General features: G+C 64.7%; 27 protein-coding genes. 18 read left to right on the forward strand and 9 right to left on the reverse strand.

From position 1 onward, the window contains the following. From NZ849_RS08485 to NZ849_RS08500, 4 genes are all read left to right on the forward strand, one after another. The coding region (locus NZ849_RS08485; protein WP_295406103.1) for an HD-GYP domain-containing protein at positions 1-1,230 on the forward strand (1,230 nt) is incomplete at its 5' end. 50 nt (positions 1,231-1,280) lie between these two features. Then, a complete protein-coding gene (locus NZ849_RS08490) occupies positions 1,281-1,715 on the forward strand; it encodes a DUF5317 domain-containing protein (protein WP_295406189.1) in 435 nt (144 codons plus the stop codon). A 22-nt stretch (positions 1,716-1,737) separates the two neighbouring features. Continuing rightward, on the forward strand, positions 1,738-2,967 hold the full coding sequence (fabF, locus tag NZ849_RS08495; RefSeq protein WP_295406105.1) for a beta-ketoacyl-ACP synthase II: 1,230 nt from the start codon (positions 1,738-1,740) through the stop codon (positions 2,965-2,967). Continuing rightward, positions 2,968-3,900 carry an RluA family pseudouridine synthase gene (locus tag NZ849_RS08500; protein WP_295406107.1) on the forward strand — a complete coding sequence of 311 codons (933 nt, stop codon included), beginning with the start codon at positions 2,968-2,970 and terminating at the stop codon, positions 3,898-3,900. Here NZ849_RS08500 and NZ849_RS08505 read toward each other — a convergent pair. Further along, complete coding sequence (locus NZ849_RS08505) at positions 3,876-5,015, reverse strand: Xaa-Pro peptidase family protein (protein ID WP_295406109.1); 1,140 nt, start codon at positions 5,013-5,015, stop codon at positions 3,876-3,878. The genes NZ849_RS08500 and NZ849_RS08505 overlap by 25 nt on opposite strands. A 76-nt stretch (positions 5,016-5,091) precedes the next feature. Between NZ849_RS08505 and erpA the strand changes: the two genes are divergently transcribed. From erpA to NZ849_RS08520, 3 genes are all read left to right on the forward strand, one after another. After that, complete coding sequence (gene erpA, locus NZ849_RS08510; RefSeq protein WP_295406111.1) at positions 5,092-5,472, forward strand: iron-sulfur cluster insertion protein ErpA; 381 nt, start codon at positions 5,092-5,094, stop codon at positions 5,470-5,472. Positions 5,473-5,624: 152 nt separating this feature from the next. Further along, positions 5,625-7,499, forward strand: coding sequence for a peptide ABC transporter substrate-binding protein (locus NZ849_RS08515; protein WP_295406113.1), 1,875 nt, complete (start codon positions 5,625-5,627; stop codon positions 7,497-7,499). Between the two features lie 108 nt (positions 7,500-7,607). Continuing rightward, on the forward strand, positions 7,608-9,455 hold the full coding sequence (locus tag NZ849_RS08520) for a peptide ABC transporter substrate-binding protein (RefSeq protein ID WP_295406115.1): 1,848 nt from the start codon (positions 7,608-7,610) through the stop codon (positions 9,453-9,455). Positions 9,456-9,460: 5 nt separating this feature from the next. Here NZ849_RS08520 and uvsE read toward each other — a convergent pair whose 3' ends face one another. From uvsE to NZ849_RS08550, 6 genes are all read right to left on the reverse strand, one after another. Then, on the reverse strand, positions 9,461-10,375 hold the full coding sequence (gene uvsE, locus NZ849_RS08525) for a UV DNA damage repair endonuclease UvsE (protein ID WP_295406117.1): 915 nt from the start codon (positions 10,373-10,375) through the stop codon (positions 9,461-9,463). A gap of 153 nt (positions 10,376-10,528) precedes the next feature. Next, positions 10,529-10,993, reverse strand: coding sequence for a flavin reductase family protein (locus tag NZ849_RS08530; protein ID WP_318773686.1), 465 nt, complete (start codon positions 10,991-10,993; stop codon positions 10,529-10,531). Positions 10,994-11,028: 35 nt separating this feature from the next. Then, entirely contained in the window at positions 11,029-11,652 is a 624-nt protein-coding gene (locus tag NZ849_RS08535; RefSeq protein WP_295406121.1) for an SDR family NAD(P)-dependent oxidoreductase, read from the reverse strand. A gap of 54 nt (positions 11,653-11,706) precedes the next feature. Then, entirely contained in the window at positions 11,707-13,128 is a 1,422-nt protein-coding gene (locus NZ849_RS08540; protein ID WP_295406123.1) for a DUF2867 domain-containing protein, read from the reverse strand. Between the two features lie 105 nt (positions 13,129-13,233). After that, complete coding sequence (locus tag NZ849_RS08545) at positions 13,234-14,325, reverse strand: aromatic ring-hydroxylating dioxygenase subunit alpha (RefSeq protein ID WP_295406125.1); 1,092 nt, start codon at positions 14,323-14,325, stop codon at positions 13,234-13,236. Positions 14,326-14,492: 167 nt separating this feature from the next. Further along, on the reverse strand, positions 14,493-15,305 hold the full coding sequence (locus NZ849_RS08550) for a DUF4384 domain-containing protein (RefSeq protein ID WP_295406127.1): 813 nt from the start codon (positions 15,303-15,305) through the stop codon (positions 14,493-14,495). A gap of 152 nt (positions 15,306-15,457) precedes the next feature. On the opposite strand from NZ849_RS08550, the gene NZ849_RS08555 reads away from it, so the two are divergent. The 10 genes from NZ849_RS08555 (at position 15,458) to NZ849_RS08600 (ending at position 24,832) form a co-directional block, all read left to right on the forward strand. Further along, a complete protein-coding gene (locus NZ849_RS08555; protein ID WP_295406129.1) occupies positions 15,458-16,099 on the forward strand; it encodes a 1-acyl-sn-glycerol-3-phosphate acyltransferase in 642 nt (213 codons plus the stop codon). A 107-nt stretch (positions 16,100-16,206) separates the two neighbouring features. Further along, positions 16,207-16,509, forward strand: a complete 303-nt coding sequence (locus NZ849_RS08560; protein WP_119359653.1) for an HU family DNA-binding protein — start codon at positions 16,207-16,209, stop codon at positions 16,507-16,509. Between the two features lie 95 nt (positions 16,510-16,604). Continuing rightward, positions 16,605-17,369, forward strand: a complete 765-nt coding sequence (locus NZ849_RS08565) for an SDR family NAD(P)-dependent oxidoreductase (RefSeq protein WP_295406133.1) — start codon at positions 16,605-16,607, stop codon at positions 17,367-17,369. 167 nt (positions 17,370-17,536) lie between these two features. Next, positions 17,537-18,304 (forward strand): ABC transporter ATP-binding protein, encoded by a 768-nt coding sequence (locus NZ849_RS08570; RefSeq protein ID WP_295406136.1) that lies wholly within the window; start codon positions 17,537-17,539, stop codon positions 18,302-18,304. A 72-nt stretch (positions 18,305-18,376) separates the two neighbouring features. Continuing rightward, complete coding sequence (locus NZ849_RS08575) at positions 18,377-20,317, forward strand: long-chain fatty acid--CoA ligase (protein WP_295406137.1); 1,941 nt, start codon at positions 18,377-18,379, stop codon at positions 20,315-20,317. Between the two features lie 11 nt (positions 20,318-20,328). Further along, entirely contained in the window at positions 20,329-21,234 is a 906-nt protein-coding gene (locus NZ849_RS08580; protein WP_295406139.1) for a branched-chain amino acid ABC transporter permease, read from the forward strand. 11 nt (positions 21,235-21,245) lie between these two features. Continuing rightward, the gene (locus tag NZ849_RS08585; protein WP_295406142.1) at positions 21,246-22,322 is read left to right on the forward strand and encodes a branched-chain amino acid ABC transporter permease; all 1,077 of its coding nucleotides are present in this window, start codon (positions 21,246-21,248) and stop codon (positions 22,320-22,322) included. A 40-nt stretch (positions 22,323-22,362) separates the two neighbouring features. Then, on the forward strand, positions 22,363-23,580 hold the full coding sequence (locus tag NZ849_RS08590) for an ABC transporter substrate-binding protein (protein ID WP_295406143.1): 1,218 nt from the start codon (positions 22,363-22,365) through the stop codon (positions 23,578-23,580). 52 nt (positions 23,581-23,632) lie between these two features. Continuing rightward, positions 23,633-24,448, forward strand: coding sequence for an ABC transporter ATP-binding protein (locus NZ849_RS08595; RefSeq protein ID WP_295406144.1), 816 nt, complete (start codon positions 23,633-23,635; stop codon positions 24,446-24,448). A gap of 54 nt (positions 24,449-24,502) precedes the next feature. Continuing rightward, on the forward strand, positions 24,503-24,832 hold the full coding sequence (locus NZ849_RS08600; protein WP_119359660.1) for a metal-sulfur cluster assembly factor: 330 nt from the start codon (positions 24,503-24,505) through the stop codon (positions 24,830-24,832). 2 nt (positions 24,833-24,834) lie between these two features. Here the strand turns inward: NZ849_RS08600 and NZ849_RS08605 are convergent, their stop codons facing one another. Beyond that, positions 24,835-25,239 carry a DUF3197 domain-containing protein gene (locus NZ849_RS08605; protein WP_295406145.1) on the reverse strand — a complete coding sequence of 135 codons (405 nt, stop codon included), beginning with the start codon at positions 25,237-25,239 and terminating at the stop codon, positions 24,835-24,837. Positions 25,240-25,336: 97 nt separating this feature from the next. On the opposite strand from NZ849_RS08605, the gene NZ849_RS08610 reads away from it, so the two are divergent. Next, positions 25,337-25,702: a hypothetical protein gene (locus NZ849_RS08610; RefSeq protein WP_295406147.1), complete on the forward strand. Its 366-nt coding sequence runs from the start codon at positions 25,337-25,339 to the stop codon at positions 25,700-25,702. On the opposite strand, the gene NZ849_RS08615 is transcribed toward NZ849_RS08610, so the two are convergent. Beyond that, on the reverse strand, positions 25,672-26,991 hold the full coding sequence (locus NZ849_RS08615) for a MiaB/RimO family radical SAM methylthiotransferase (RefSeq protein ID WP_295406150.1): 1,320 nt from the start codon (positions 26,989-26,991) through the stop codon (positions 25,672-25,674). The two genes, NZ849_RS08610 and NZ849_RS08615, sit on opposite strands and share 31 nt — an antisense overlap. Between the last annotated feature and the right edge of the window lie 6 nt (positions 26,992-26,997).

Genomic DNA, 26,997 nt, shown 5'->3' on the forward strand with positions numbered 1-26,997 from the left:
AGAAGAACCGCCGTAAACCTTCCCTTCAAAGCTTCAATGTCGCATGTCTTCATCGTCGCCCTGGCCTCGGCGACAATTTTTCCGGCATGGCTCGCGGCGGCGCTGGTCTTCTCCTTTTCCTTCAACAAAGACCTGGGGAAAGCCTCGTATCCCTGGTACAAAGACCTGTTCAACCGAACCCAGTCTGCCCTAGCAACCGGCACCGCTGGGCTGGCCTGGTGGTGGGTGCAGTCCCACAACCAAACGCTGGCACCCCACCCTGCCGCCTTGGACTTTGTGGGCATCCTGGCCGCCTCGCTAGCCTACTTCGCAGTCAACGTCCTTTCCGTCACCTGCGTCATCCACCTCGCCAGCGGGGTCAGCCTGGGCAAGGTCTGGTCTGAGAACTTTGGCTGGCTCTGGGTGAGCTACCTGGCCCAGGCGCCGGTCGGGCTTCTCCTGGCCGAGGCCTACCAAACACCCCTGGTGGGGGGGTGGGGCGGGTTCACGGTGCTTCTCCTCATGCTGCTGCTCCACTTCTCGCGCCACTACTGGGACGAGAAGGTCAAGCTGGAAGCGGCCTTTGACTCCACCATTGAGATTCTTGTAGCCACGCTGGACGCCAAAGACCCCTTCACCCGGATGCACTCTGAAAGGGTGGCGGCCATCGCGGGGAGCATTGCCAAAGAGCTGGGGTTTGACGAGCCGGACACCAAGCGGATTACCTACGCAGCCCGCCTCCACGATATCGGCAAGATGGCCATTCCCGATTCGGTCCTGCTCAAGCCCAGCAAGCTCACCTCCGAGGAGTTCCAGCTCATCAAGCGGCATCCTGAAAAAGGCCTGGAGCTGCTCAAGCCGATGATGGAGCGCCTCTCCCGGGAAGCGCAGGGGGTCATCCTGCACCACCACGAACGCTGGGACGGCACAGGGTACCCCATGGGGCTGAAAGGCGAGCAAATTCCCCTTTGGGCCCGCATTGTTGCTGTGGCCGACGCCTACGAGGCCATGACCGCGGGCCGGGCTTACAGCCCGGCTAAAACCCCAGAACAGGCCCTCAGCGAGATAATCATGCTGGCAGGTCAGCAGTTTGACCCCCAGGTGGTCCGGGCCTTTGAGGCAGCTTGGGCGGAAAACCCCATCTGGAAAGACCGGGAGGTGTTCCTACGACGCTCTACCTCATCAGTGCAGCCATTGGCGTTGCCCTTGCCCTCGCCCTCCGAGCCAGTCTCCGCGACATCGGAAACATAGAGCTAAAGGCCCTTTGGACCTTTCTAGCGGCGGCGCTCCTGGAAGGCGGGCTGGCCTTGGGAACCGCCCGGGGCCTCTTCCCACCGGAAGCAGCAGGCCCCATCGCCAAGAGCCTGGTGGTGGGGCTGGTGGGCTACGGCCTCTGGCAGAACCGGCATCTGCGAGGGCTGTGGCTGGTGGGGCTGGGGCTAGCCAGCAACGCGCTGGTAATCTTTGCCAACGGGGGACACATGCCGGTAGACCCGGCGGCGCTCGAGCGGGCAGGGCTCGAGGCCCTGGTACCCAGGCTACAAGCCCGATACGACGCGGTCCACTCCCTAATGGACGAGTCTACCCGGCTGGGCTTCCTGGCCGATGTAATCCCCGTGCGCATCCTGAGCTACGCCAACGTCATCAGCCCTGGGGATGTCTGCCTGATGCTGGGCATCGCCCTGACCATTGTGGAGGGAGCCCTGCGGGCCAAGCGGGGTTCCCGAGCGCCGTAACCGGTGTCCTATAATGGCCTCCATGCGTCGCGTGGTTGTTACGGGAATCGGACCGGTGGCCCCCAACGGTGTCGGAGCGGAGGCCTTCCATAAGGCTCAGCTTGCGGGGAAATCGGGCATACGCCGCATCACCCAGTTTGATGCCAGCAACTATCCCGTCCAAATTGCAGGGGAGGTGGACATCAACCCAGAGCAGTACATAGACAGGCGCGAGCTTCGGCGGCTCGACCGATTTACCCAGCTCGCCCTCATCGCCGGGCAACTGGCCCTGGAGGACGCCGGGCTCGAGCTGGAAAAGGAGGACCTCACCCGCATTGGCACCCTAGTCGGCACGGGCATCGGGGGGATGATCACCTGGCAGGAGCAAAGTCGGGTGCTCTTTGAAAAGGGGGGCACGCGCCTTTCACCCTTCTTCATTCCCATGATGATCGCCAACATGGCCTCAGCCCAGCTCGCCATGAGGTACGGCTTCATGGGCCCCTCCTCCACCGTGGTCACGGCCTGCGCCACCGGCTCAGACGCCATCGGCAGCGCCTTTCGGGTGGTGCAGCTCGGCGAAGCCGACGTCATGCTCACCGGCGGTACCGAGGCCTCGGTGGCCGAGATGGCCATCGGCAGCTTTGGGGTGATGCGGGCCCTCTCTACCCGCAACGAAGAGCCCGAGAAGGCCAGCCGCCCCTTCAGCAAAAGCCGGGACGGCTTCGTGCTCTCCGAGGGAGCAGCGGTGCTGGTGCTGGAGGAGTACGAGCGGGCCAAGGCGCGGGGCGCCAAAATCTACGCCGAGGTGGTGGGCTTCGGCCGTAGCTGCGACGCCCACCACATCACCGAGCCCCACCCCGAGGGCAAAGGCGCAGCCCTGGCTATGCGGGCTGCCCTAAAAGACGCCAAGGTAGCGCCTGAGCAGGTGGGCTACATCAACGCCCATGGCACCTCCACCCCCATTGGTGACAGGGCCGAGACCCTAGCCATCAAGCAAGTCTTTGGCGAGCACGCCTACCGGCTAGCGGTTTCCTCTACCAAAAGCATGATTGGGCACCTGCTGGGTGCCGCCGGGGCCATAGAGGCCATCGCCACGGTGCAGGCCCTGGCCTCGGGCATCCTGCCCCCCACCATCAACCTGGACGACCCCGACCCCGAGCTCGACCTGGACTACATCCCCCACGTCCCCCGGGAGCAGAGGGTGGAGTACGCCCTCTCCAACTCCTTTGCCTTTGGGGGGATGAACGCCACCCTGCTCTTCCGCCGGGTGTAGATGGTGCGCTTTTCGCTCAGCGGTGTGCGGCTTGACCAGGCTTTGGCCCATCAGGCCAACATCTCTCGAGCCAAGGCCCAGGAGTGGATTGCCGCGGGGCGGGTCCGGGTCGGGGGGCAGGTGGTCACCAAGCCTGCCTACCGGCTGAAGGGTGAGCTGGTGGAGGCCGAGCCTCCGCCCCCCAGCCCCCCCATCGTGGCCCCGGAGGCAATCCCCCTCGAGGTGCTCCACGAGGACGACGATATCCTGGTGCTCAACAAACCCCCAGGGATGGTCACACACCCGGCCCCTGGTGTCTATTCCGGCACCCTGGTCAATGCCCTGCTGGGCCGCTACGGGGGCCCGGCAGAGGAAGCCACCAGGCCTGAGCTGGTACGCCCCGGCATTGTCCATCGGCTGGACAAGGATACCAGCGGGGTGATGGTAGTGGCCCGGCACGAGGCCGCTCACCGCCGGCTGGCCGAGGCTTTTGCCGGCCGGAGCGTGTACAAACGCTACCTAGCCATCACCGCAGGCGTCCCCCCTGAGGGCCTCCTCTCCGCCCCCATCGGCCGCCACCCGGTGGACCGCACCCGCATGCATGTGGGCGGGGTAGCAGCTCGCCATGCCCAGACCGAGTTTGAGGTGATGGCCCAGGCAGCGGGCCACGCTCTGGTCTCCGCCGTCTTGCACACCGGCCGCACCCACCAAATTCGGGTGCACCTCAAACACCTGCGGGCCCCCGTCCTCGGGGATGAGCTCTACGGCAGACCTTCCCCGCTTATCCCACGCCAAGCCCTGCACGCCTACGAGCTGCGCTTCCAACACCCCAGGACGGGAAAGTACCTGCACTTCACCGCTCCGGTTCCTGCCGATATGGTGCAGTCCTGGGAGGCCCTGGGAGGGGTTTGGCCCGACGGGCTGCTGCTTCAAAGCCGCTCCAGCGCCTCCTGAGCCACGGTGGTTACCTCCGGCCCTTCAGGATGGAGGTAGACGTTCACCTCGGTGCGAACCCCAAAGGGCCCTGGGTAGACCCCGGGCTCTATGGTGAAGGCCAGACCCGGGATGAGGGGGCGGGTATCGTGGGTCTCCCAGTCGTCTAGGTGGGTGGCGTTGCCGTGAGGCGCGGCAAAGCCCAGGTGGTGCCCGGTGCGGTGCCGCAGGTGGCCCCCAAGGCCGGCCCGCTCAACAACCCCTCGAGCCACCCGGTCCAGCTCAAAACCGCGCGGATAGCGCCCCTCAGCGTAGGCCTGGCGGCAATGGGCCAAGGCCGCCTCGCGGGCCTCCCGCACCACCTGAAAGGCCCGGTGGGCCTCCTCTGGGGCTTCCCACCCCGCCATCCAGGTCACGTCGGCATAGGGACCTTCGGGCCGCCGGCACCAGAGGTCTATGAGAAGCACCTGCCCCTGCTCGAGCCGGGCCTCCCCCGGGATGTGATGGGGATTGGCCGTATGAGGACCGAAGGCCACCATAGGGGGATGGTCCCAGACCAGCCCCCGAGCGACAAAGACCCGGAGGACCTCAGCCTGCACCTCCCGCTCGCTGGGCGGGCTGTCCAGGCGAGCGCGCACAAACCCTAGGGCGTGGGTCAGGGCCTCGGCAATGCCCGCGGCGGCCTCGCGGTGAGCGGCCAGGTCAGCCTCGTGCCAGGTCTGGAAATGGAGCAGCACCTCTGCCGAGGAGACCACCTCGAGCCCCATCCCCCGCAAAAGCTCCACCGTACCAGCGTCCACCCGGGAAAGGTAGGGAATCCCCCCGGCTGGGTGGTACTCCATAGCCACCCGCCCCAGGGGCACCACATGGGTCCGCAGGGCCTCTAGGAACTGGGTCCAGCTGGAGAAGACCGCTCGCCGCCCCGGAAGGTCGGAGAAGTAGGTTTCCTCTATGGCGTGCACGATTAGGGTGGGCTCGCCATGGGCGGGAATCAGATAGGCAAAACGCCGGCTCAAAGCCCGTCCCCCGAGGCCAAGGACCTCCAGGGCTAAGGGGTTGCTCCCTTGGAAGCTGTACAGGAGCCAGCCGGGAATTCGCGCCTCCCGCAAGACCTGCTGGGCCAAAGGGATGTCCATGCGCCCAATATAAGGGGTGCGCCTGCTTACGATTCGCTTTTCGGAGCGTGCTACTTTAGGGGTTGGGAGGTCTTTTGTGGTGCAGGAAGCGGTGATCTCCATTACCCCTCTAGCCGCCGAACGGGCCAAGGAAATTCTGGAGCGCTACAACAAGCCCCACGCAGCCATTCGGGTTTTCGTGAAGTCGGGGGGCTGCAGCGGCTACCAGTACGGCATGGCGGTGGACGAGCGGGAGCTCGAGGGCGACACCACCGTGGAGATGCACGGGGTACGCCTGGTGGTGGACCGGATGTCCCTCCCCCTCCTGGTTGGCTCCCAGGTGGATTGGGTAGACAACCTGATGGGCGGTGGCTTCAGCATCAACAACCCCAACGCCACCTCCTCCTGCGGTTGCGGCCACTCCTTCCGCACCGACGGCAGGGCCCCCGAGGGCGCGGGAAGCGGCTGCCGCGGCTAGCCTAAGGAGGCCGAACAGGGCCATCCACCAAAGGGTGGATGGCCCCTTTACGTCCACAGGTTTGACGCAAGTGAACGGCTGGCTATAATAGGGGCGGCAAAACGCCATAGCACAGCAGGATTCTGCTTCGGCAGAGCCCAAAAGGAGGTTTAATGAACCGTGTAGGCAAGGTCTTTGCACTGGGTCTAACCCTGGCCGCCGGGGCTGCCCTGGCTGGGCCCGCCGACAACAGCCTGGTGATCGGCGCCTCCCAGGAGCCCCGGGTGCTGGGGGGGGACTTCCTCAACGTCATCTCCAACCAGTCCATCAAGATTGAGATTGAAAACTACCTCTTCGCCCCCCTCATGGTGCAGAACCTGCGGGCCGAGAACGAGGCGGTGCTGGTCACCGAGGTGCCCACCCTGGCCAACCGCCGCCTGCGGGTGACCGACATCGGCGGGGGTAAGCGCCGCCTGGAAATCGACCTCACCCTCAAGCCCAACCTGCGCTGGTCAGACGGAGCCCCCCTCACCACCGACGACTTCGCCTTCTACTTCGAGGTGGGCAAGGCCAAGGGGATGCCGGTACCCAACCCCGACTACTGGGAGCGGGTAAACCTTCGGGTCCGCGACAGGCAGAACATGACCGTAATCTTTGAGCCGGCCTACTACTACGACACCTACGGCTCGCCCATTGGCTACGCCCCGGCCCACATCATGCGGCCCGAGTGGGAAAAAGTCAAAGCCGCGGCGGCCAACCTCAACCCCGACCGCGACGCGCAGCGCCTCAACGAGCTCTACCGGGGCTTCTTCCAGCAGTTCTCCTCCAACCAGGCCATCAATGCCGGCCGCATGGTCTACAGCGGCCCCTTCCAGGTCCGGCGCTGGGTTTCCAACAACTCCATCGAGCTGGTGCGCAACCCCAACTTCACCGCCATCGTCCCCCAGGGTGGGGCCGACAAGTACGTGCAGCGGGTGGTCTACCGCATCATCCAAAACACCAACTCCCTCCTGGTGGCCATCCTGGGCGGGGGAATTGACGCCACCTCCACGGTGGGCATCACCGCCGACCAGGCCAGAAGCCGCCAGCTCACCAGCCGGGCTCCGGGCCGCTTCGACATCTGGGCAGTGCCCGGTCCCATTTGGGAGCACATCGACATCAACAAGTTCACCAACGTTCAGCGGGTTCGCGACCTGACCCTGGACGACAGGCGCACCCGCCAGGCCCTGCTGCACGCGATTAACCGCGAGGCCTGGGTGCAGGCCTTCTTCGACGGCACCGAGCCAGTCTCCCACACCTGGGTCTCCCCCTACAACCCGCTCTTCAACCCCAACGTCAGGAAGTACGAGTACAACCCGGCCCGTGCCCGCGAGCTGCTGGCCCAGGTGGGCTGGCGCCCCGGTCCGGACGGCATCCTGCAGCGTACCGTGGACGGGCGCACGGTGCGCTTTGAGCTGGAGTTCGTCACCACCGCGGGCAACGCTGTGCGGGAGCGCACCCAGCAGCTCTTCATCGAGCAGTGGCGGCAGGTGGGCATCGCGGTCAGGACCGCCAACGCCCCCAGCGCGGTGGTCTTCGCCGACGACTTCATCCAGCGGGGCGAGGAGGGCAAGTGGCTCTTCTTCATGTTCGCCTGGGTGAGCAGCCTGGCCGAGGACGGAAGGCTCTTCCAGTACAGGAACCTGAACACCGGGGCCATCCAGGTACCCAGCAGGGAGAACAACTACGCCGGGCAGAACATCGGCAACTGGCGCAACGAGGAGTTTGACCGGCTCACCAGCCAGGCAGTTCTCGAGTTCGACGAGGCCCGGCGCAAGCAGCTCTTCGCCCGGGCCCAGGAGATCTGGGCTGAGGAGCTGCCCGCCCTGCCGCTGCGCTTCCGCTCCAACTACCTGATCGTGCGCAACGGGCTGGTGAACTACGTGGCCTCCACCTACTCCGGGGGCAACGGCTACCCCGGCTGGAACGCCTGGGAGATCGGCTGGGCCAGCCGCGGGGCGGTCAAGCGTCACGACCAAGCCCAGGCCGGCGGTATCGCCATCAAGTAGGCTGTGGGCCTGTTGGGCCAGGGGATGCCCCTGGCCCTTTCGCTTTGACTGGGCGTGCACAGCCCAATAGAATCTAGCCCAGCCGGTTACGGCTGGAAAGGAGGAGGCATGAAAAAGCAGTTCCTTACCCTGGTACTCCTGAGCGGGTTGGCCCTGGCTGGCCCCCAGGACAACAGCCTCATCATTGGGGCAGCCCAGGAGCCCCGCTCCCTCGCTGGGGATGTGGTCAACGCCATATCCAACCAGTCCATCAAGTTTGAGATAGAAAACTTCCTCTTCGCGCCTCTGGTGCAGACCAACCGCGACCTGGAAATCATTCCGGTGGTGGTAACCGAGGTGCCCACCCAGCAAAACGGACGCGTGCGCTTTACCAACGTGCGCCCTGGGGTACGGCGGCTCGAGCTCGACTACACCATCCGCCCCGATGCGGTCTGGTCGGATGGGCGGCCCATCACCACCGAGGACGTGGCGCTCTACTTTGAGATGGGCAAGACCAAGGGAGTACCCTCCACCAACGTGGACTTCTTTGAGCGGGCCTCCATCCGGGTACGGGATAGCCGAAACTTCACGGTGGTCCTAGAGCCTGCCTACTTCTATGACCTGGACGTAAACCAGGTCTACTACGCCCCGAGCCACATCATGCGGTCTGAGTGGGAACGGGCCAAGGCAGCCGCTGCACAGACCAACGACACCGCCCGCCAGGCCGAGATCTTCCGCAACTTCTTCGCCCAGTTCTCCAACCCGCAGTTCCTCAACAGCGGGCGCATGGTCTACTCTGGTCCCTTCACCCTGGTGCGCTGGGTACCGGGGAGCAGCATTGAGATGCAGCGCAACCCCCGCTTCTGGATCAAGCCCCCTGGGGGAGAGGACAAGTACGTGCAGCGGGTGGTCTACCGGATCATCCAGAACACCAACTCCCTCCTGGTGGCCATCCTGGGCGGGGGAATTGACGCCGCCTCGAGCGTTTCCATCACCTTCGACCAGGCCAGAAGCCGCCAGCTCACCAGCCGGGCCCCGGGCCGCTTCGAGATCTGGGCAGTCTCCACCCCCTTCTTCGAGCATCTGGAGATCAACCAGTTCAGCAACGTGCCCAAGGTGCGTGAGCTGATGCTCGACAACGTCAAGACCCGCCAGGCCCTCATCTACGCCATGAACCGCGAGGGCATCACCAGGGCTTTCTTCGACGGGCTCTACACGGTGGCCCCCACCTGGGTCTCGCCGCAGAACCCCATGTTCAACCCCAACGTCACCAGATACCCCTACAACCCCGAGCGGGCCCGGCAGCTTCTGGCTGAGCTGGGCTGGCGCCCCGGCCCGGACGGCATCCTGCAGCGCACCGTGGACGGGCGCACCGTGCGCTTCGAGATTGAGTGGGCCACCACCGCGGGCAACGCCGTTCGGGAGCGCATCCAGCAGTTTGTGGCGGAGAACTACCGCCAGGTGGGGATTGCGGTGCGCATCAACAACGCCCCCAGCGCGGTGCTCCTGAGCTCGCAGTACCGCTCGAGGGCCCAGGAAGGCACCTGGACAGGGTTCCTGCATTACGCTTTCAGCATGGGCCAGGCCGACGATGGGGTGCGCTCGGCCTGCCGCGACGACGAGGGCCGCATGATCTACGTGCCCACCCGGGAGAACGGCTTCCGGGGGCTCAACTTCGGCGGCTGGTGCAACGAGGAGTACGACCGCCTGCGCAACCAGGCGGTGGTGGAGTTCGATGTGAACCGCCGCAAACAGCTCTTCGCCCGCATGCAGGAGATCTGGGCCAACGAGGTGGCCATGATTCCCCTCTACTTCGTCGCCGATGCGCGGATCTACAGGGTAGGCCTGCTCAACTACGTCTCCTCCACCTTTGCCAGCTCGGCCTACCCCACCATCGAACCCTGGCTGATTGGCTGGCAGTCGCGGGGCGCGCAGAAGGTCTACGACCAGGCCAAGTACGGCCAGCCCATTCGCTAGCCATCCTAAACCCAAAGGCCCTCCCTCAGGAGGGCCTTTTTCCCTATTCCCTGCTCCTTCCCCTTGGCCTCCACCATGACATCCGCAGGACCGGGGAGGGCCCGAAGAAGCCTCTCGAAGTCCTCCTCCGCCACCCTGTAGGCATGGGCCCCAGGACGTTTGGCGGGGTCCTGGCTTGCCAGGTGGACCTTGGGCCGCCCCCGCCAGGTGGGGAAGGCAAGGCCAAGGGCCTCCTCCAAGGAAAGCCGCCCGGGGTTTAGGGCGTGGTGGAGGCTGTCCACCACCACCGCAACCCCCAAGGCCTCCGCTGCCCTCAGCACTTCCTCCGCGGGCCAAAGCCTCTCGTCGTTCTCCAAGGCCAGGTAGCGGAGGACCTCCCTCTCCCCCCTCAGGTTGTCCACAAAGCGCCAGAGGCTCCTTTCCGGGTCGCCGTAGACTCCGCCCAGGTGGAGGACCAAGACCCCTTCCTCCGCCCCTAAAAGGCTAAGGGCCCGAGCCGAGTAGCGGAGCTCCGCCAAGGAGCGCTCCACCACCTGGGGGTCGGGGCTTCCCGGGTTCACGTACTGCCCTGGGTGGAAGGAAAGCCGCTGCCCAAGGGCTTTGGCCAGGCTCCCCAGGCGACGGAGCTCCGCCCCGTGGACCTTCTCCCAGTCATAGGGAAAAGCGGGGTGGGAGGCGAAGGGGACAAGGTGCTGGCCGATGCGGAAAAGGTAGAAGCCCCTAAGGGCGTTCCAGCGGAGAATCCGTTCCAGGTCGGTGAGGTTTTCCGTTACCTTAGCCCGGACCCTTTCCTCGGTCAGGGAAGCAAGGCGCAGGGTGTGGTTGGTGCTGGCTTTCAGGGTAAGGTTCTCGCAGGGGTAGCCCAGACGGATCACCGCGTGACCTCCACCCCGCCCCTCACCTCCAAGAAGCGGAGGCACCCCAAGCCCCACCCGAAGAGGCGGGCGGGCGCTCCCGGAAGCCCTCCCCCGGGCCGCGGGCCACCCCCTCCCAGCTCCCCGAGGGGCAAAGGCCGCGCTGGCGCGCGGTGCCCTCCACGGCGCAGGGGGAGGCAAGGGGGGGCCAGGGTTGCCTCAAGGCCGAAACCTCCAGGTCTCCCCTAAGGTGGCGAAGTCACGGAAGCCCAGGAAGAGGATGGGCCGCCGCTTGGCCTCGGCACCTCCCTCGGCGTGGAGCACGTCCCCCAGGAAAAGGCTGTGGTCGCCGTCCGTAGGCCACTCCACTACCCGCAGCTCGTACACCGCCAAGGCCTTCTCCGGCACCTGGGTCCGGACCAGCCTCCGCGCTGGACGCAAGGGGATGCCGAGCTTTTGGGCCTTCTGCGCCCGCCTTCCCGAAAGGTAGCCCGCGCGCACCACCCAGGCCCGCTCCTCCCAAGGGAGGAAGCAAAGCGCCGCCTCGCCCAGCTCCCGCAGAAGGCTTAGGGTGTGGTTCCTCCGGTCCATGGCCAGGAGGAAACGGAAGGGTTCTTTGGACACCGGGGTCCACCAGGCCATGGGCATGAAGTTCTCCCCCACGGCCAGAAGGGCCAGACGCATGGGGTAGAAGTGGGCCCGGTAGCGAGCTTCCACGGCTAGACCTCCAAAACCTCGGGCGGGGGTTCAGCCAGAACCCCCTCCAGGACCTTCCTGGCCGCCTCCTCCGGAGGAAGGGCGCCTTTGGGTGGGCCTCCCAGGGGAGCCCAAAGCCCTGTAGCCACGGCAGGAAGGCGCACCAGGATGAGGTGCACCCCCTCCCGGCGGAGCTCCTTCCGGGCCGCCTCCAGGTAGGCCTCGAGGGCCCCCTTGGCGGCAGCGTAGGCGGCAAAGCCCGGCACCCGCACATAGGTAGGGTAAGCCCCAAAGAAGACCGCCCGTCCCCCTTGCTGGAGGCGGGCGTACCTGAGGGCGTGGTGGGCAGTGAGGAGGTGGGCCGATAGCATCCCCTCCAGAAGCTCCCTCGAGGTTTCCCGCACCGGGGCCCGCCCTGCCACCCCCACGGCGTGGAGGAGGAGGTCCAACGGACCGGCTTCTTCCAGGAGGGCCTTGGCCTCGATGGCGTCCGTTAGGTCCCCGGGGAGGGGTGTCCCTCCCAGGGCCTCTGCCAGTTCCCGCAGGGGCAGGGACCGCCTTCCCGAAAGGAAAAGGGTGTGCTCCCGCAGGAGGTGGGCAAGGGCGCTTCCCAGGCCTCCCGTAGCACCCAGGACGAGGACCCGCATCCCCCTTAGGCTAGGGGGGAAGGCATCCCCCCTTTGTAGCCCAGGGGAAAAACCCTAGCGACCCTCCCCGCTTTCCGCTTCCTTGGCAATGGCCCGGGCCAGGTCGCTGAAGATGCGGGCGTGGACGGGGTAGAGGAGCCACCAGTAGAGGAAGCCTGTAAGGCCAACAGGCTCAAAGTAGGCGGTCTGCACCAGGCGGGACCCTTCCCCTTCCGGTAGGAGCTGCCACTCGAGCCAAGCCTTCCCGGGTAGGCGCATCTCCGCCCGAAGCCGCAGGAGGCGGGGAGGTTCGGCCCGCTCCACCCGCCAAAAGTCCACCGCCTCCCCGGGGAGAAGCTCCGTGGGGTGGCGCCGGCCCCGCCTGAGCCCCGGCCCCCCCAGGAGCCGGTCCAGCCACCCCCGCACCGCCCAGGCCCAGCCCCACACGAGCCAGCCCCGCTCCCCTCCCAAGGAAGCGAAGACCCCGTAGACCCTTTCCAGTGGGGCCTGAACGGGGAGGGTGCGCACCTCCCGGATGACGCCCTCGCGGTCCTCCAGAAAGTAGCCCCGGCCCTGGAGAGCCCCAGACCAGCGGGTCTCCACTTCCCCCGCAGCGATACGCGCCAGGGCGAGCGCCACCGCCTCCCGGTAGGGAATGGGCTCCACCTCGGGGAACAGGGTCTTCGCACGGCAGGTGTCCGCCACCAAGGGGTGGAGGATCCCCTCCACCAGAGGCAGGGCGAGGCGGTTTGGGATGGGGGTCACAAGGCCCACCCAGAGAGCGGCGAGCCGGGGGGCGAGCACAGGTACAGGAAGGATGAGGCGCCTTAGCCCCCGCACCTCGGCGTAGGTCTCCATCATGGCCTTGAAGGGGAGGGGCGAGGTCCCAATCTCCACCACCCCGGAGGGCCCCCTTTCCAAAGCGAGGAGAAGGTAGGCCAGGACATCCCGGATGGCAATGGGGGCGACAGGGTTGAGGACCCAGCGGGGGGCTACCATCACGGGCAACCTCTCCGTCAGGTAGCGGACCATCTCAAAGCTGGCCGAACCTGAGCCCACGATGGGCCCGGCCCGAAACTCCGTGGTGGGCAGGTGTGCCCGCAAGATCTCTCCCACCCGGGCCCGGCTTGCTAGGTGGGCGGAGGGCTTCTCTCCATGGGGAAGGAGCCCTCCAAGGTAGATGGCATGGGGGAGGCCCACCTCCCGGGCGGCTTGTGCGAAGGCGTGGGCCTGTCGTTCCTCCGCCTCCTGAAACCGGGATTCCGAGAGCATGGCGTGCACCAGGTAAAAGGCGGCCTCCACCCCCGAGAGGGCCCTCAGCAGGGCCTCTCGGTCCTCCAGGCTTCCCTCCACCGCCTCCACGGCCTCCGCCCAGGGTCTTCCCTCGAGGCGGCCCAGGTCCCGCACGAGGACCCGCACCTGGTAGCCCCGCTCTAGGAGACGGGGAACGAGCCGCCCCCCCACGTACCCCGTGGCCCCCGTCACCAGGACCCTCACAGGGCCCACCTTATCCCACGCAGACTGAAGGAAGGGTAGTGGGAGAGCAATTTCTCCGAGGTACCGGGGCATCCTCCCCCCGAGGCTGAGCAGCCCAAGGGCTGCCTACCGGGAAAGCACCTCTGCCAACAACCGATGGAAGTGGTGCACCCCCTGCTCCCGCTTCACGCTGAAGCGGCCCTGGTCGTAGAAGCGCGACCTGACCCCCTTATGCACGGCCTCCACCACCACCTCGTCCTCCCGCTCCACCCGGTCGAGGGCGGCCCCGGCCCCCGCCTCGAGCTTGCTGGCATCCCAAACGTAGGGCAGAAACGAGACCTTGGTCAGCTCAGGACCCAGGGGGCGCACCACGTTGACCGAGAGGCCCCAGGGGTAAAAGTTCAGCATCAGGTTGGGAAACACCCAGTAGTAGTAGGCCGCAACGCGCTTGCCGTAGTCAGGCGAGTCCTTGGGTAGCTCAAAGCAGGGCTCGCCGGGGGCCGCGATGCCCAGTTGCAGGTTGCACCAGTCGTAGATTTCGGTGGTGTAGCTGCCGTAGTCAATGGCGCTGTTGAGCGAGGCGTGGATGTAGGGAATGTGAAAGCCCTCGAGGTAGTTGTCGCAGTAGAGCGCCCAGTGGGCCCGCACCAGGTAGTCACGGGCGCGGGCTGGCTCAAAGTAAAACTGCTCAAACGGCATCCAACCCACGCGCTCCTCTATGGGCCTCAGCACCTCCTCCAGCGGAACGGCGGGGTTCAGGCTGGCGAAGAGGAACTTGCCCTTCCCCCAGGTTGCAAAGGCCACCTTGGGCAAGTTGTCTTTGGGGCTGGGAAAGCCCTGAACCCCCTCGAACTCCGGCATGGCCTGGAAGCAGCCGTCCAGGCCAAAGCGCCGCCCGTGGTAGCGGCAGCGCAGGTAGCGGGCGTTGCCGCCGGTCTCGGCCACCAGCATCCCCCGGTGGGTGCAGACGTTGGAGAGGAGGTGCAATCGGTCGTCAAAGTCGCGGGTCAGCACCAAAGGCTCGTCCAGGCAGCCCTCGAGCAAGATAAAGGGCTTGACCGTGCCGGGGGCCTTCAGGTCGTCGGTGTCGCCCACCCACTGCCAGCTCTGGGCAAAGACCTTTTCCTTGCTGGCCTCGTAGAGGGCCGGGTCTTTGTAGAAGCGGGCGGGCAGGGTAGCGGCCTGGGCGATGTCGGGGTGGACTTCAAGCTCCTTCATGACTCCCTCCATGAAAAAGCGGTGCAGCCAGGACCTGACCGCACCGCGCAGGGACGCACCTCACTTACCAGCGGCCACGATGGCTCGAGCAAAGCGCAGGCAGCGGATCTGCATTGCAGGCCAAAGGGGCATGCCCTTATTCTACCGCACCCCCAGGGCCCCAGGCCTCACTTCCCCCACTCCAGCCGCACCACCAGCTCCCCACCGCGAGGGGTTACGCTTACCTCGAGCCTGTCCCCACCCCGGCGGTACTCCGCCTGGTAGGCCAGGCTCCTCTTATCCCCCCTGGAGCGGAAGCTCACCTTCACCCAGCCCTTGGAAAGGAGGTCCTTGTGGTAGTAGCTGAAAACCTCCTCCACATCGCCTCCCCGGTAGGCCACCTGGTACTCGGTCTCCTTGCGGTCCTCCCAGAGAACCGCATGGCCCGGTAGGGGTGGGATGAAGAAAAGGGGGGGCCTAACCGCCACTGCGGGTGGTTGCACCCGGTAACGCACAACGCCGCTCACCCAGTCGCGTTCGGGCAGGCTGGCCTCCATCGTGCCCTGCGCCCATCGCCTAACCTCGGCTAGCTGGATGGGCGAGAGGGGCCGACGGCTGGCCAACGCAAGCACCCGACCCACCCCGGCAGGGCCGCCGAGGCTGAACTCATAGCGGGCCCCTGGCTCGGGGAAGGCCCGGGTCTCGCCCGCCCGCAGGTAGTTCTCCGAAGAGAAGGCGTTGGGCAGGATCAGGCCAACTTGGCCGTCGGCGCCGATGGTGAAGAGGTAGATGTAGGCGTCCTGGCTGACCCAGGCGTAGATGCGAATTCTGTCCCCAATGGAGTAGGTTGGGCTGCCCGATGCCTGGGGGTCGCGGTCCAGCCAGAGGCGCAGCTCGAGCCCGGAAGGCACGGGGTTCACCAAAATCCCCTGGGGGCCCAGCGGGGCCGCCAAGGCCAGCAGGGCCAGGCTTCCCATCAAAACCACCATCCAACGTCCCATGGCTCCTCCTGGGTCCCAGGCTAGGAAAAAGGCCCGCCCCCACCATGAAACCCTCGTCAGGGAAGCTTAACCCTGACCTTGAGCCATCCTTTACGCCCTTCCCCCTCGCAAGACTGGCCCCCCCGGCGGGCTCTTCCTTATGATGAGTTGCCATGTACGCCTACGGCCTCAGCGTCTACAGGGTCTGCAAGGTTCTGGCCACATTCTTGCTCAAGGTGCTGTTTGGCTTCCGGGTGGAAGGGGCCGAGAAAATTCCCAAAGAAGGCCCGGTAATCCTGGCCTCCAACCACATGTCCTTCCTGGACCCGGTGGTGATGGGCGTGGCCTGCCCGAGGGTGGTGAGCTACATGTCCCGTGACGACCTGTTCAGATACCCCATCCTGCGGTGGCTGTTGCCCCGGCTGTACGTGATACCCGTAGCCAGGGGCGCAGGCGACCTGGCAGCCATCAAAGCGGCCATCCGCACCCTGAAAAACGGCATGGCCTTCGGCATCTTTCCCGAAGGGCGGCGAAGCCGCACCGGCTTCATTGAGCCCTTCAAGACAGGCACCGCGGCCATCGCCCTGCGCACCGGGGCCCCCATCGTCCCTGCCGCCATCATCGGAAGCGACAAGGCCTGGCCGGTGGGCAAGGGGCCGCGCCTTCGACGCCCCATCCGGGTGGTGTTCGGTGACCCCATAGCGGTATCTCCGGGAAAGACCGATCACCAAAGTCTGGAAGCTCTCACCAAGCAGCTCGAGGCTGCTGTAACCGCTCTTCTCCCTCCCGAGTATCACAGAAAGCCCATCGTTTAGATATTCTGTTTTTAGCATAAAAGCTTTTCGTGCCGACCCAGCGCTTGCAATTCCATGGCGAGCTGTGATAGACTTCGTCCCGAAGGGAAAACAAAGGAGGTAATGCTATGGCAAAAGCTGGAGCAAGGAAAACCAAGACCAAAGCGGACCTGATAGACCAGGTGGCCGCTGCAGCAGGTTTGAAGAAGAAGGACGCCAAGGCTGCCGTAGATGCCTTCCTGAGCAAAGTAGAAGACGCCCTCAAGTCCGGCAGCAAGGTGCAGCTTACCGGTTTCGGCACCTTCGAGGTGCGCAGCCGCAAGGCCCGCACAGGGGTCAAGCCCGGCACCACCCAGAAGATTAAAATCCCCGCTTCCAAGTACCCCGCTTTCAAACCGGGCAAGGCCCTGAAGGAAGCGGTCAAGAAGTAGGCACCCAGTCCCTTCCAATAGAGGAGGCCCCGGCCTCCTTTATTGCTTTGCCCAGGGCGCAAGCGCAAGGCGCCCAGCTTGGTTAGGATAGGGCCATGTTCCAAGGCAAGGTGGTGCTGGTCACCGGGGCTGCGCGGGGCTTGGGCCGGGCCATCGCAGAGGCCTTTGCACGGGAAAAAGCCCTGCTTGTGCTCTGTGATGTACGACCGGAGGGCCTGGAAGTGGCCAAGCAGCTGGGGGCCCTGTTCGTTTACGCCAACCTGGCCGAACCCAGCCACCGGGAGCGGCTGGTGGAGCAGGCCGTCAAGCAGTGGGGAGGGGTGGATGTGCTCATCAACAACGCTGCCATCGCCCCACCCGGCTCGGTGCTCAAGGTAAGCCTGGAGGAGTGGCAGCGGGCCTTGGAGGTAAACCTGACCGCCCCCATGCACCTTTCGGCTCTGGCCGCACGGGAAATAGCCAAGCGGGGTGGAGGGGCCATCGTCAACATAGCCAGCGTGCAGGGTCTATTTGCTGAGCAGAACAACGCCGCCTACAACGCCTCCAAAGGGGGTTTGGTCAACCTTACCCGCTCCTTGGCCCTCGACCTGGCTCCGCTGAACATCCGGGTCAATGCGGTAGCTCCCGGCGCAATCGCCACTGAGGCGGTGCTCGAGGCCATTCAGATGTCCACCCACCCTGAACTCACCCGACAGGACTGGGAAGACCTGCACGCCCTACGCCGTCTAGGGCGGCCCGAGGAGGTCGCCGAAGCGGTGCTGTTTTTGGCCTCAGAGAAGGCCAGCTTTATCACCGGGGCCATCCTCCCCGTAGACGGGGGCATGACCGCCAGCTTCATGATGGCTGGGCGGCCGGTCTAGGCCGTCGCGAATTCTGCGGGGGCGCAGCCGCTAAAACACAACGTTTTTTATCAAAAACCGCCACAAAGCGTTGACACTAACTCACAGGTGTCGCTATACTTGGCCCCAACCAAACGCACGTTAGCCCTGTCCAGTCAAGGTTTTCGGCAGGCGTACCAGGAGGCGCGGTGCAACTTCAGGTAGACAAGGTCACCCTAAGCTTTGGTGGTGTCCAGGCCCTGAGCCAGGTTTCGCTCGAGGTGGACAAGGGCGAGCTGGTTTCGGTCATAGGGCCCAACGGCGCAGGTAAGACCAGCCTTCTAAACTGCATCTCGGGCTTCTACCACCCCAGCTCTGGAAGGATTACCTTTGAAGGCCACGACCTGACCCACGCCCCACCCCACCTGGTCACCCGCTACGGCATTGCCCGGGCCTTCCAGAACATCGAGCTCTTTACCGGGATGACCGTGCTGGAAAACCTACTGATGGCCCGGCACACCTTCGGCCACTACAGCCTGTGGGACAACCTCTGGTTCTACGGCCGAGCCCTCCGGGTTAGCGTGGAAAACCGCCGCATTTGCGAGGAGATTATCGACTTCATGGAGCTCGAGCCCTACCGAAAAGCCTTGGTGGGCGACCTGCCCTACGGAGTGCGCAAGCGGGTGGAGGTGGCTCGAGCCCTGGCCCTCTCCCCCAAGCTACTGCTCCTGGACGAGCCGATGGCCGGCATGACCCTTGAGGAAAAAGAGGACATGGTGCGCTTTATCCTGGATATAAGGGCTGAGCGGGGCACCACGATCGTCCTCATCGAACACGACCTGGGGGTGGTGATGGACATCTCCGACCGCGTATATGTCCTCGATTTTGGACAGGTTATCGCCTCGGGCCTTCCAGAAGAGGTTAGCCGAAACCCAAGGGTGCAGGAAGCCTACGTGGGGGTGGAGCATGGGGCATAGACCTCAAGCCACTGCCGAGACCAAGCCACACGCCAGGAGGGGCCCCGGGCCCTGCTCTCAGGGGGTGGTCCTATGATGCCCTCCGGCTACGAGCTCAAAAGGTACACCCTCCCCCAAGTCCTGCGGCTACGGGCCCAACACACCCCCAGAAAGGTGGCGCTAAGGGAAAAGGAGTTCGGCATCTGGAACGAAATCACCTACCAGGACTACTACCGCCACGTGACCCACTTCGCCGCAGGGCTGCTGGCCTTGGGCTTTGAGCGGGGGGAGCGCCTGGCCATCATCGCCGACAACATCCCCGAATGGCTCTACGCCGAGCTAGGTACCCAGGCCGTGGGAGGCATCTCGGTTGGGGTTTACCAGTCCTCCTTACCCCCCGAAATCGCCTACGTGCTCGCCTACACGGGAACGGCCTTCGTGCTAGCCGAAGACCAAGAGCAGGTAGACAAGCTTATAGAGATCAGAGGCGAAATCCCCAGCGTCCGCAAGGTCATCTACGAAGACCCAAGGGGCATGCGGGCCTACCGGGACGACCCCTGGTTCATCAGCTACGAGGAGGTGGAGCGGCTGGGCGAGGCCTACCTGCAGCGCCACCCAACAGCGGTGGAGGAGCGCATCAACGAGGGGAATCCGGAGGATGTTTGCCACCTCTCCCTCACCTCCGGCACCACCGGCAGACCCAAAGCAGCTATGCTGCGCCACCGAAACCTTCTGCACATGGGGGTGGCCCTGCAGGAGGTAGACCCCCTAGAGCCCACCGACGACTACCTTTCCTTCCTGCCTTTTGCCTGGATTGGCGAACAGATGATGTCCGTGGGAATGGCCCTTGCAGGGGGGTTTGCGGTCAACTTCCCCGAATCCATTGAGACCGCCATGAACGACCTCAAGGAGATTGGCCCTCACGTGATGTTCAGCCCTCCCAGGGTCTGGGAGGGCACCCAAAGCCAAATCTGGGTCCGTATCTCCGAAACCTACGCCTTCAACCGCTGGGTCTACAACCAGATGCTCAAGATTGGCTACCGCGCTGCCGACTACCGCATGCGGGGTAAGCCCATGCCCATTGGCCTGCGAATCGCCTACTGGCTGGCCGACCAGATCATGTTCAAACCCCTGCGCGACCAGCTAGGCTTCCTGCGGTTGCGCCGAGCCTACACGGGCGGAGCCGCGTTGGGCCCGGATGTCTTTCGCTTCTACCACGCCATTGGGGTCAACCTGAAGCAGATATACGGCCAGACCGAAATAATCGGAATTGCTTTTGTACATCGCGACGGCGATGTGCGGGCCGACACAGTGGGGCTGCCCATCCCCGGCGGTGAGGTGAAGATCAGCGAGCGAGGCGAAATCCTCTGCCGGTCCGATGCGGTGGTGGCGGGCTACTGGCAAAACCCCGAAGCCACCGCCGAAACCTTCGCGGAGGGATGGCTGCACACCGGTGACGCTGGCTACCTCACGCCGGACGGCCATCTGGTGGTGATCGACCGGGTTTCGGACGTGATGCACACCAGCAGCGGCCACATGTTTAGCCCGCAGTTCATAGAGAACAAGCTCAAGTTCAGTCCCTACATCAAGGAGGCGGTGGTCTTTGGCCATCAGAAGCCCTACATCACCGCTTTCATCAACGTAGACCCCCAGACCGTGGGTAAATGGGCTGAAGACCACCGCATCGCCTACACCACCTATCTGGACCTCTCCCAAAAACCCCAGGTGGCTGAGCTGATCCGCAAAGAGGTGCAGGCCGTTAACGAGAGCCTCCCAGAACACCTGCGCATTCAGCGCTTCGTGCTTCTGTACAAGCTCTTAGATGCTGACGATGACGAGCTCACACGCACCGGAAAGGTGCGCAGGAAATTCATAGCCCAGCGCTATCAAGCCCTGGTGGAAGCCCTCTACAGCGGGGCCCAGCAGGTACGGGTGGAAACCGAGTTCAAGTACCAGGATGGCTCAATACAAAGGGTATCTACCGAGGTAAGCGTGCTCGAGACTCATTCCCACCAACCCTTGGTGGGGGTGTAGGGAGGATTGCGATGGACCTGGCACAGAACCTGATTTCCGGCGTCGCTGTGGGCTGCATCTACGCGCTGGCCGCTTTAGGCTTCGTGCTTATCTACAAATCCAGCCGGGTCATCAACTTTGCCAACGGGCAGCTCATCGCCATCGGAGCCTTTCTGGCCTACGCCCTGGCGGTCTGGGTTGGGCTTCCCGTCCTCCTGGCCATGCTCCTGGCCATGCTCCTTACCGCAGGTCTTGGCTTCCTGGTGGAGCGATTTTTTCTGCGCAGGCTGGTCGGCCAGCCCATCATCTCGGTCATCATGGTCACCATTGGCCTAGCCAGTGTCCTTGATGGGCTGATGTACCTGACCCCTTTTGGCTCAGGCAACTTCACCTTTCCCCAGTTCCTCCCCCCAGGCGGTCTAAACCTGGGAGGCGTCAGCATATCCTACCCCCAGCTCCTAGCTATTGGCTTCACAGTGGTCTTTCTCCTAATCTTCGGCTGGTTCTTCCAGCGGTCGATCCTGGGGATAGCCATGCGGGCCGTGGCCGACGACCAGATGGCCTCCATGAGCCTGGGTGTCTCGGTAGAAAAGGTCTTCGCCCTTGCCTGGGCGGTGGCGGGCCTCGCCGCCGCGTCAGCAGGAATTGTGGTCGGCGCGGTTTCCGGGCTCAACCAAGACGGGCTCATCGCCATCGGCCTGGCCGTCTTTCCAGCGGTAATCCTGGGCGGGCTTGACTCGGTACCGGGCGCCGTGGTGGGCGGTATCGTCATCGGAATCCTGCAGTCCCTCTCCACCGCCTACCTAGACGGCTTGCTGGCCCAGGTGGGGCTGGTGGGGGGTGGGTCGCAGTACGCGGTGCCCTTCGTGGTGCTCCTGATTATGCTCTGGTTCAAGCCACACGGCCTGTTCGGCACTGAAGAGATAGAGCGGGTGTAAGAGGAGGCAACATGCGCAACCCCTGGGCCCAGACCGGCAACTACCGCACCTCCTACGCGCAGGACACCACCATCTTCTTCAACTACCGCGAGATCCTCTCGGTTGGGCTGCTTCTGGTGGCCCTCTGCCTGCTTCCCCTGTTTCTGGAACGCTCGCAGGTGCTGGTGCTGAACTTTATCCTGATCTACGCCATCGCGGTGCTGGGGCTCAACATCACCACCGGCTACGCCGGGCTCATCAGCGTAGGGCAGGCCGCCTTCATGGGGGTAGGGGCCTACACCGTGGCCCTGAGCGCGCCCAGCCTGCCCTTCTGGCTCACCATTCCCCTAGGGGGACTGGTCGCGGCGCTGGCCGGGTTTCTGGTGGGGATTCCCTCGCTCCGGGTCAAGCACCTCTACCTGGCGCTGGCCACGCTGGCCTTCCAGGAGATCTTCGTCTGGGTGGTAGGGCGCAGCCCGGCCCTGGCCCAGGGCTCAGCCATTCCGGTGGAAATGCGCAACTTCCTGGGGCTGGAGATTACCTTCCGCAACCACAACTACTTCTGGTACTACGTGATTCTCTTCGTGCTGGTGGTGCTGGTGGTAGCTTGGCGTAACCTGTTGCGGGGCAAGTACGGCCGAGCCCTTATCGCCGTGCGCGACAACGACCGCGCCGCCGACGCTATGGGCATGGACCCAGGCCGCACTAAGCTCTTCGCCTTCGCTCTGGGGGCCTTCTATGGGGGGGTGGCTGGAGGGCTTCTGGCCTACATGCAGCGGGCGGTGGTGGTGGAGGAGTTCACCCTGGTGCGCTCGGTGGCCCTTCTGGCCATGGCCATCGTAGGGGGGCTGGGTACGGTGGTGGGCAGTATTCTGGGCCCGGCCTTCATCGAGTTCCTTAGGCTGGGGGTGGAGCGGCTTTCAGAGTGGATGAAGGCCAACCCCTTTATCCAGAGCATCACCCCGGCGGGGGTGGATGTGGCCTCGGCCCTGCTGCCGCTCTCCTTTGGCCTGGTGATCGTGCTCTTCTTGATGTTCGAACCCCGCGGCCTATACAACTGGTGGCGGCTGGTGCGCAGCTACTTCCGCAACTGGCCTTTCAGGTACTAACGGCAACCCCGCGTTTGCGCGCGTTGCGAAAGGAGGCAGCATGAAGCGAGCGATGACGTTAGCTCTGGCGGTAACCATAGGACTTCTGGGACTGGTCCTGGCCCAGGGACGCACGGTAACGCTGCTCTGGTCGGGAGCCATCACCGGGCCTACCTCGGATGTGGGCGGGCCCTACGCAGCCGGCATCGAGGACTACTGCCGCTACGCCAACGAGCAGAGGCTTATCCCCAACGTGACCCTGAACTGCATCGTGCGGGACGACCAGTACCAGAACCCCAACACCCAGCGCATCCTCGAGGAGGCCCTGGACCGCTCCAAGCCGGCCATCTACCTGGGCTACTCCACCGGGGCCATGCTCCAGCTCAAGCCCCTCATCCAGGAGGTCAAGCTGCCCACCATTCCGGCCTCAGCCCACATCGGCCTGATCGACCCCCCCAACAACCAGTACTTCTTCCTGCCGGTAAGCAGCTACTCCGAGCAGGTTGTGGCCCTGATGGAGTACATCAACCGCAGCGAGAAAAACGCCCGCATTGCCCTGGTGGTCAACCCCAGCCCCTTCGGCCGGGCGGTGGTGGACCACGCCCGGCGGGCCGCCCAGCGGCTCGGACAGACCATTGTCGATGTCCGAGAAGTTGGCGGCGGCAACCTGGACAACACCGCCCTCCTGCGGGCCTTGGATGCCGCCGGTGCGCAGTACATCATCCACCAGAACGTGGCCGGGCCGGTGGCCAACATCCTCAAGGACGCAAAGCGGCTGGGCCTTGACCGTAAAATCAAACAGATGGGGGCGGTCTATACCGGGGGCTCCGACCTGATCCGGCTGGCCGGCGACGCCGCCGAGGGCTACCTCTGGGCCAGCAGCTACTACACCCTGGACGAGAACACCCCTGGCATCGCCCTGCAGAGACAGCTTGCAACCCGCTACAACCGCAGCGCCGATATCCTGAACTCCACCAACTACACCGCTGGGATGCTGGCCGCGGCCATTGCTATAGAGGCCATGAAGCGGGCCGCGCAACGTTTCAGCGGCCGAATTGACAACGATACCGTCTACCAGTCCATCATCGGGATGAATGGCCCCAACGCCTTTAAGCCGGGCTTTGCGGTCTCCACCAAAGCGGGCATTGAAATTGACTTTACCCGCAGCGAGCAAACTGGGGCCGAGGGGCTTCGGGTGCTCGAGGTGCGGGGAGGCAAGTTTGTGCCCATCACCGACCCCTTCACCTCTGCCCTCTTCCGGCAGGTAAGAAACCCCTAAATCCCCCCAGGGCCGAAGGCAGCCCGCCTTCGGCCTTTGGTTTGGAGGCCGTATGCAGCCTGAGGATATAGGGCCCATCCTCCTCGAGGTCAACAACATCGAGGTGGTCTACAAAGACATCATCCAGGTGTTGCGGGGGGTTTCCCTCAAGGTGCCCGAGGGGCACATTACCGCCCTGCTGGGCCCCAACGGCGCGGGCAAGACCACCACCCTCCGGGCCATCTCCGGGCTCCTGGTGCCCGAGGATGGCCGCGTGGTCTCGGGGTCTATACGCTACCGCGGCGAGAACATCGCCAACCGGCCGCCTGAGGAAATCGTGCGGATGGGCATCGTACAGGTACCCGAAGGGCGGCGGGTTTTCAAACACCTCACCGTGGAGGAAAACCTCCGGGTGGGTTCCATCACCCGCCAGGACAGGGCCGTCAAAGAGGACCTGGAGCGCATCTACCACTACTTCCCGCGGCTCGCAGCCCTCAGGAACCGCCTTGCTGGCTACTGCTCGGGGGGAGAGCAGCAGATGCTGGCCATCGGCCGGGCCCTGCTGGCCCGTCCCCGGCTCCTGCTGCTGGATGAGCCCAGCCTGGGCCTGGCCCCCTTGCTGGTGCGGGAGATTTTTGACATCGTGGCCCAGATCAACGCCGAAGAGGGCGTAACCGTGCTGGTGGTTGAGCAAAACGCTCGGGTAGCCCTTTCGGTGGCCCACTACGGCTACATCATGGAGTCGGGGCGAATCGCTTTGGAGGGCACCCGGGAGTACCTGGAAGCCAATCCCGACGTCAAGGAGTTTTACCTGGGGGTGGCCAAGTCGGGGGGGCGGAAGAGCTTCAAAGAGGTCAAGAGCTACCGGCGCCGCAAGCGGTTTATGTAGGCTTTGCAACACAAGGTAGCTTTGGAATGGGCCCTATGCGCTAGTATAACCAGCATGAGCGAGGCCACGCTACCCACCAAAGAGGAAATCCTAGAGGCCCTCAAAGTGGTGCGGGACCCGGAGATTCCAGTCAACGTGGTTGACCTGGGTCTGGTCTACGACGCCCAAGTGAAGGAAGGGGGCATTGTGGACATTACCATGACCCTTACCTCCATCGGCTGCCCTGCCCAAGACATCGTGAAGGCCGATGCCGAAATCGCCGTGCTGCGCCTGCCTGGGGTGAACGCGGTCAACGTGGAATTCGTCTGGACCCCCCCCTGGACACCGGCCCGGATGACCGAGGAGGGCAAGCGCCAGATGCGGATGTTCGGCTTCAACGTCTGAGCCTAGGTCGGCTTGTGGGGCCCCAGGTACAGCGACGGGTCGGCCGGGTTGGCCGCAGCGAGCAGAACTTTGGCGAGCTCATCCTCCTCCAGCCTGAAAAGGGCGGCGAACCTCGAGGGCGGAACCACCGCCTCCCGAAACTCGCTAACCCCCTGCTCCAAGAAGTAGCGGGTGAGCGCATCCAGCGCCTTCACCCCCTGAGGGCCGAAGCGAGGACCAAAGGCATCCAGGGAAAGCACCCGACGCGCGCCTTCCCGCACATAGACCGCATAGCGCGCCTGGTCGCGCCGGTCCTGCCAGTCGGTGATGTAGGTAACCACTGCCTCTGGGAAGTTCACCCTTCTTAGGGCCTCCTTCAGGGCTGATAGACTCTCCTGAGGCGCACCCCGCAAACCCACGATCTCCATGCCCCAGATTCTAACCAGCTGTGGGTTCTAGACCCCGGGTGGCCCGCTACGGTTGCCACCGGGCAAGAGGCTATCCTAAAGAGCGAGGAGGTGTGTGTTGGGAAACCTGAGCGCTAGAGCCCTATGGACCGGGGTATTTCTCGTCCTGATCTCCACGCTGGCGGTGGCAGCCTCTAAGCCCACGCCTACCGCCCTCATACCAGGCCTCTTGGGGCTCCTGATAGCCCTGATGGGCATCTGGGCAAAAAGACGCCCGGACCAGGCCCGGCTGGCCCTGGGCCTCGCCCTAGGCCTCTCCCTGCTGGGCATCCTGGGCTCGCTCAGAGGGGTACCGGAGTTTCTGACCCTGCTCACTGGGGGTACTGTGGAGCGGCCGGTGGCCGCCATGGCCCAGTTCGCCACAGCATTCATATGCTTGGGCTTTGTGGTGCGCTACCTGGCGGAAAGGCGCAGGGGCGGATGAGCCTCCTCTGGCTCCACAGAACCCCGCAGGGTGTAGCCCGAGACGCCCTCCACCCGCGCCCAGACAGTCTGGCCCACCCGGGCTTCTCCAGCCAGCTCGGCCTCGTAGTAGTCCGGCGTATGGCCGTAGGCCCTATCCCCCCGGAAGCTCTCCACCAAGACCTCCACCCGACCCCCCAGGAGGGGACGGACCCGCTCCTCAGCCAGACGGCGGGCCAGTGCGGCGAGCTCCCGGTTCCGCCGCTTGCGCACCTCCACGGGTACCTGGGGCATTGAGGCCGCGCGGGTTTTGGGCCTGGGGGTGTAGGTAAACACATGCACCCGGCTGGGGCGAAGCTCCTCCAAAAAGGCCAGGGTCTCCCGGTGCTCGGCCTCGGTTTCGGTGGGCAGGCCCGCGATGACATCGGTGGTGAGGGCAAAACCCGGTATCAGGGCGTAAGCCCGCTCCACCAAGGCGCGGTAGTAGGCTCTGTCGTAGCGGCGGCCCATCAGCGCGAGGAGCCGGTCGGAAGCGGTCTGCAGGCTCAGGTGCAGGTGGGGGCGAACCTGGGGGGCATAGCGGCGAAGAACCTGCAGCAAATCCTCCCCTGTGTCCTCAGGCTCAATGGAGGAAAGGCGCACCCGGGCCCCCATCTGGGCCAGGGCCTCCACCAGCCCAGCGATGCCTCGGGGATGGCCCTTGTAGGAGCCCAGGCGAACCCCCGTGAGCACGATTTCTTGCACCCCAGCCTTCAGCAAGGCTTCGGCCTCCCGAAGAACGCCTTGGTAATCGCGGTGGCGCTCCCGCCCCCGCAAGCGAGGGATGATGCAGTAGGCGCAACCCGCGTTGCAGCCGTCCTGCACCTTGATAAAGGCCCGCACGTAGTTGTTCAGCAGGCCGCGCTCGCCCGCACCCCAGAACTCGTTGGGTGGGGTGGTCAGCGGGTCGGCAGGCAGGCCGAAGCGCTCGAGAATAATCCCCGGCAACTCGGCCTTGCGCCGGTTGGGCACCACCGCATCAGCCCCCAGCTCGGCCACCTGTTCGGGAGCCAGCTCGGCGTAGCAACCGGTAACCACGATAAAAGCGCCTGGGTTGGCCCGCCGGGCCCGGCGCACCTCCTTGCGGGCGTCGGCCTCGGCGCCGGTGGTAACCGCACAGGTGTTGATGACCACCAAGTCTGCCCCAGCCTCCAGCGGCACCACCCTGGGGTTCAAGGCCCCCAAAAGGCCCACCAGGGCATCCGATTCCACCTGGTTAACCTTGCAACCGAGCGTCCTTACAGCCAGCCGAAGCCCCTCCACCAGGGGCATTGTGGG

The sequence above is a fragment of the Meiothermus sp. genome, from assembly GCF_025060375.1.
Lineage (GTDB): Bacteria > Deinococcota > Deinococci > Deinococcales > Thermaceae > Meiothermus.

What these genes read in the sequence shown, in the direction of transcription:
- NZ849_RS08565 (WP_295406133.1), top strand. Translation starts at nt 16,605, where the DNA reads ATGTTCCAAGGCAAGGTGGTGCTGGTCACCGGGGCTGCGCGGGGCTTG.
- NZ849_RS08530 (WP_318773686.1), bottom strand. Translation starts at nt 10,993, where the DNA reads ATGCGTCTGGCCCTTCTGGCCGTGGGGGAGAACTTCATGCCCATGGCC.
- NZ849_RS08535 (WP_295406121.1), bottom strand. Translation starts at nt 11,652, where the DNA reads ATGCGGGTCCTCGTCCTGGGTGCTACGGGAGGCCTGGGAAGCGCCCTT.
- NZ849_RS08555 (WP_295406129.1), top strand. Translation starts at nt 15,458, where the DNA reads ATGTACGCCTACGGCCTCAGCGTCTACAGGGTCTGCAAGGTTCTGGCC.
- NZ849_RS08615 (WP_295406150.1), bottom strand. Translation starts at nt 26,991, where the DNA reads ATGCCCCTGGTGGAGGGGCTTCGGCTGGCTGTAAGGACGCTCGGTTGC.
- NZ849_RS08605 (WP_295406145.1), bottom strand. Translation starts at nt 25,239, where the DNA reads ATGGAGATCGTGGGTTTGCGGGGTGCGCCTCAGGAGAGTCTATCAGCC.
- NZ849_RS08585 (WP_295406142.1), top strand. Translation starts at nt 21,246, where the DNA reads ATGCGCAACCCCTGGGCCCAGACCGGCAACTACCGCACCTCCTACGCG.
- NZ849_RS08550 (WP_295406127.1), bottom strand. Translation starts at nt 15,305, where the DNA reads ATGGGACGTTGGATGGTGGTTTTGATGGGAAGCCTGGCCCTGCTGGCC.
- fabF (WP_295406105.1), top strand. Translation starts at nt 1,738, where the DNA reads ATGCGTCGCGTGGTTGTTACGGGAATCGGACCGGTGGCCCCCAACGGT.
- NZ849_RS08595 (WP_295406144.1), top strand. Translation starts at nt 23,633, where the DNA reads ATGCAGCCTGAGGATATAGGGCCCATCCTCCTCGAGGTCAACAACATC.
- NZ849_RS08575 (WP_295406137.1), top strand. Translation starts at nt 18,377, where the DNA reads ATGATGCCCTCCGGCTACGAGCTCAAAAGGTACACCCTCCCCCAAGTC.
- NZ849_RS08590 (WP_295406143.1), top strand. Translation starts at nt 22,363, where the DNA reads ATGAAGCGAGCGATGACGTTAGCTCTGGCGGTAACCATAGGACTTCTG.
- NZ849_RS08505 (WP_295406109.1), bottom strand. Translation starts at nt 5,015, where the DNA reads ATGGACATCCCTTTGGCCCAGCAGGTCTTGCGGGAGGCGCGAATTCCC.
- NZ849_RS08600 (WP_119359660.1), top strand. Translation starts at nt 24,503, where the DNA reads ATGAGCGAGGCCACGCTACCCACCAAAGAGGAAATCCTAGAGGCCCTC.
- NZ849_RS08580 (WP_295406139.1), top strand. Translation starts at nt 20,329, where the DNA reads ATGGACCTGGCACAGAACCTGATTTCCGGCGTCGCTGTGGGCTGCATC.
- NZ849_RS08545 (WP_295406125.1), bottom strand. Translation starts at nt 14,325, where the DNA reads ATGAAGGAGCTTGAAGTCCACCCCGACATCGCCCAGGCCGCTACCCTG.
- NZ849_RS08560 (WP_119359653.1), top strand. Translation starts at nt 16,207, where the DNA reads ATGGCAAAAGCTGGAGCAAGGAAAACCAAGACCAAAGCGGACCTGATA.
- NZ849_RS08515 (WP_295406113.1), top strand. Translation starts at nt 5,625, where the DNA reads ATGAACCGTGTAGGCAAGGTCTTTGCACTGGGTCTAACCCTGGCCGCC.
- NZ849_RS08520 (WP_295406115.1), top strand. Translation starts at nt 7,608, where the DNA reads ATGAAAAAGCAGTTCCTTACCCTGGTACTCCTGAGCGGGTTGGCCCTG.
- NZ849_RS08500 (WP_295406107.1), top strand. Translation starts at nt 2,968, where the DNA reads ATGGTGCGCTTTTCGCTCAGCGGTGTGCGGCTTGACCAGGCTTTGGCC.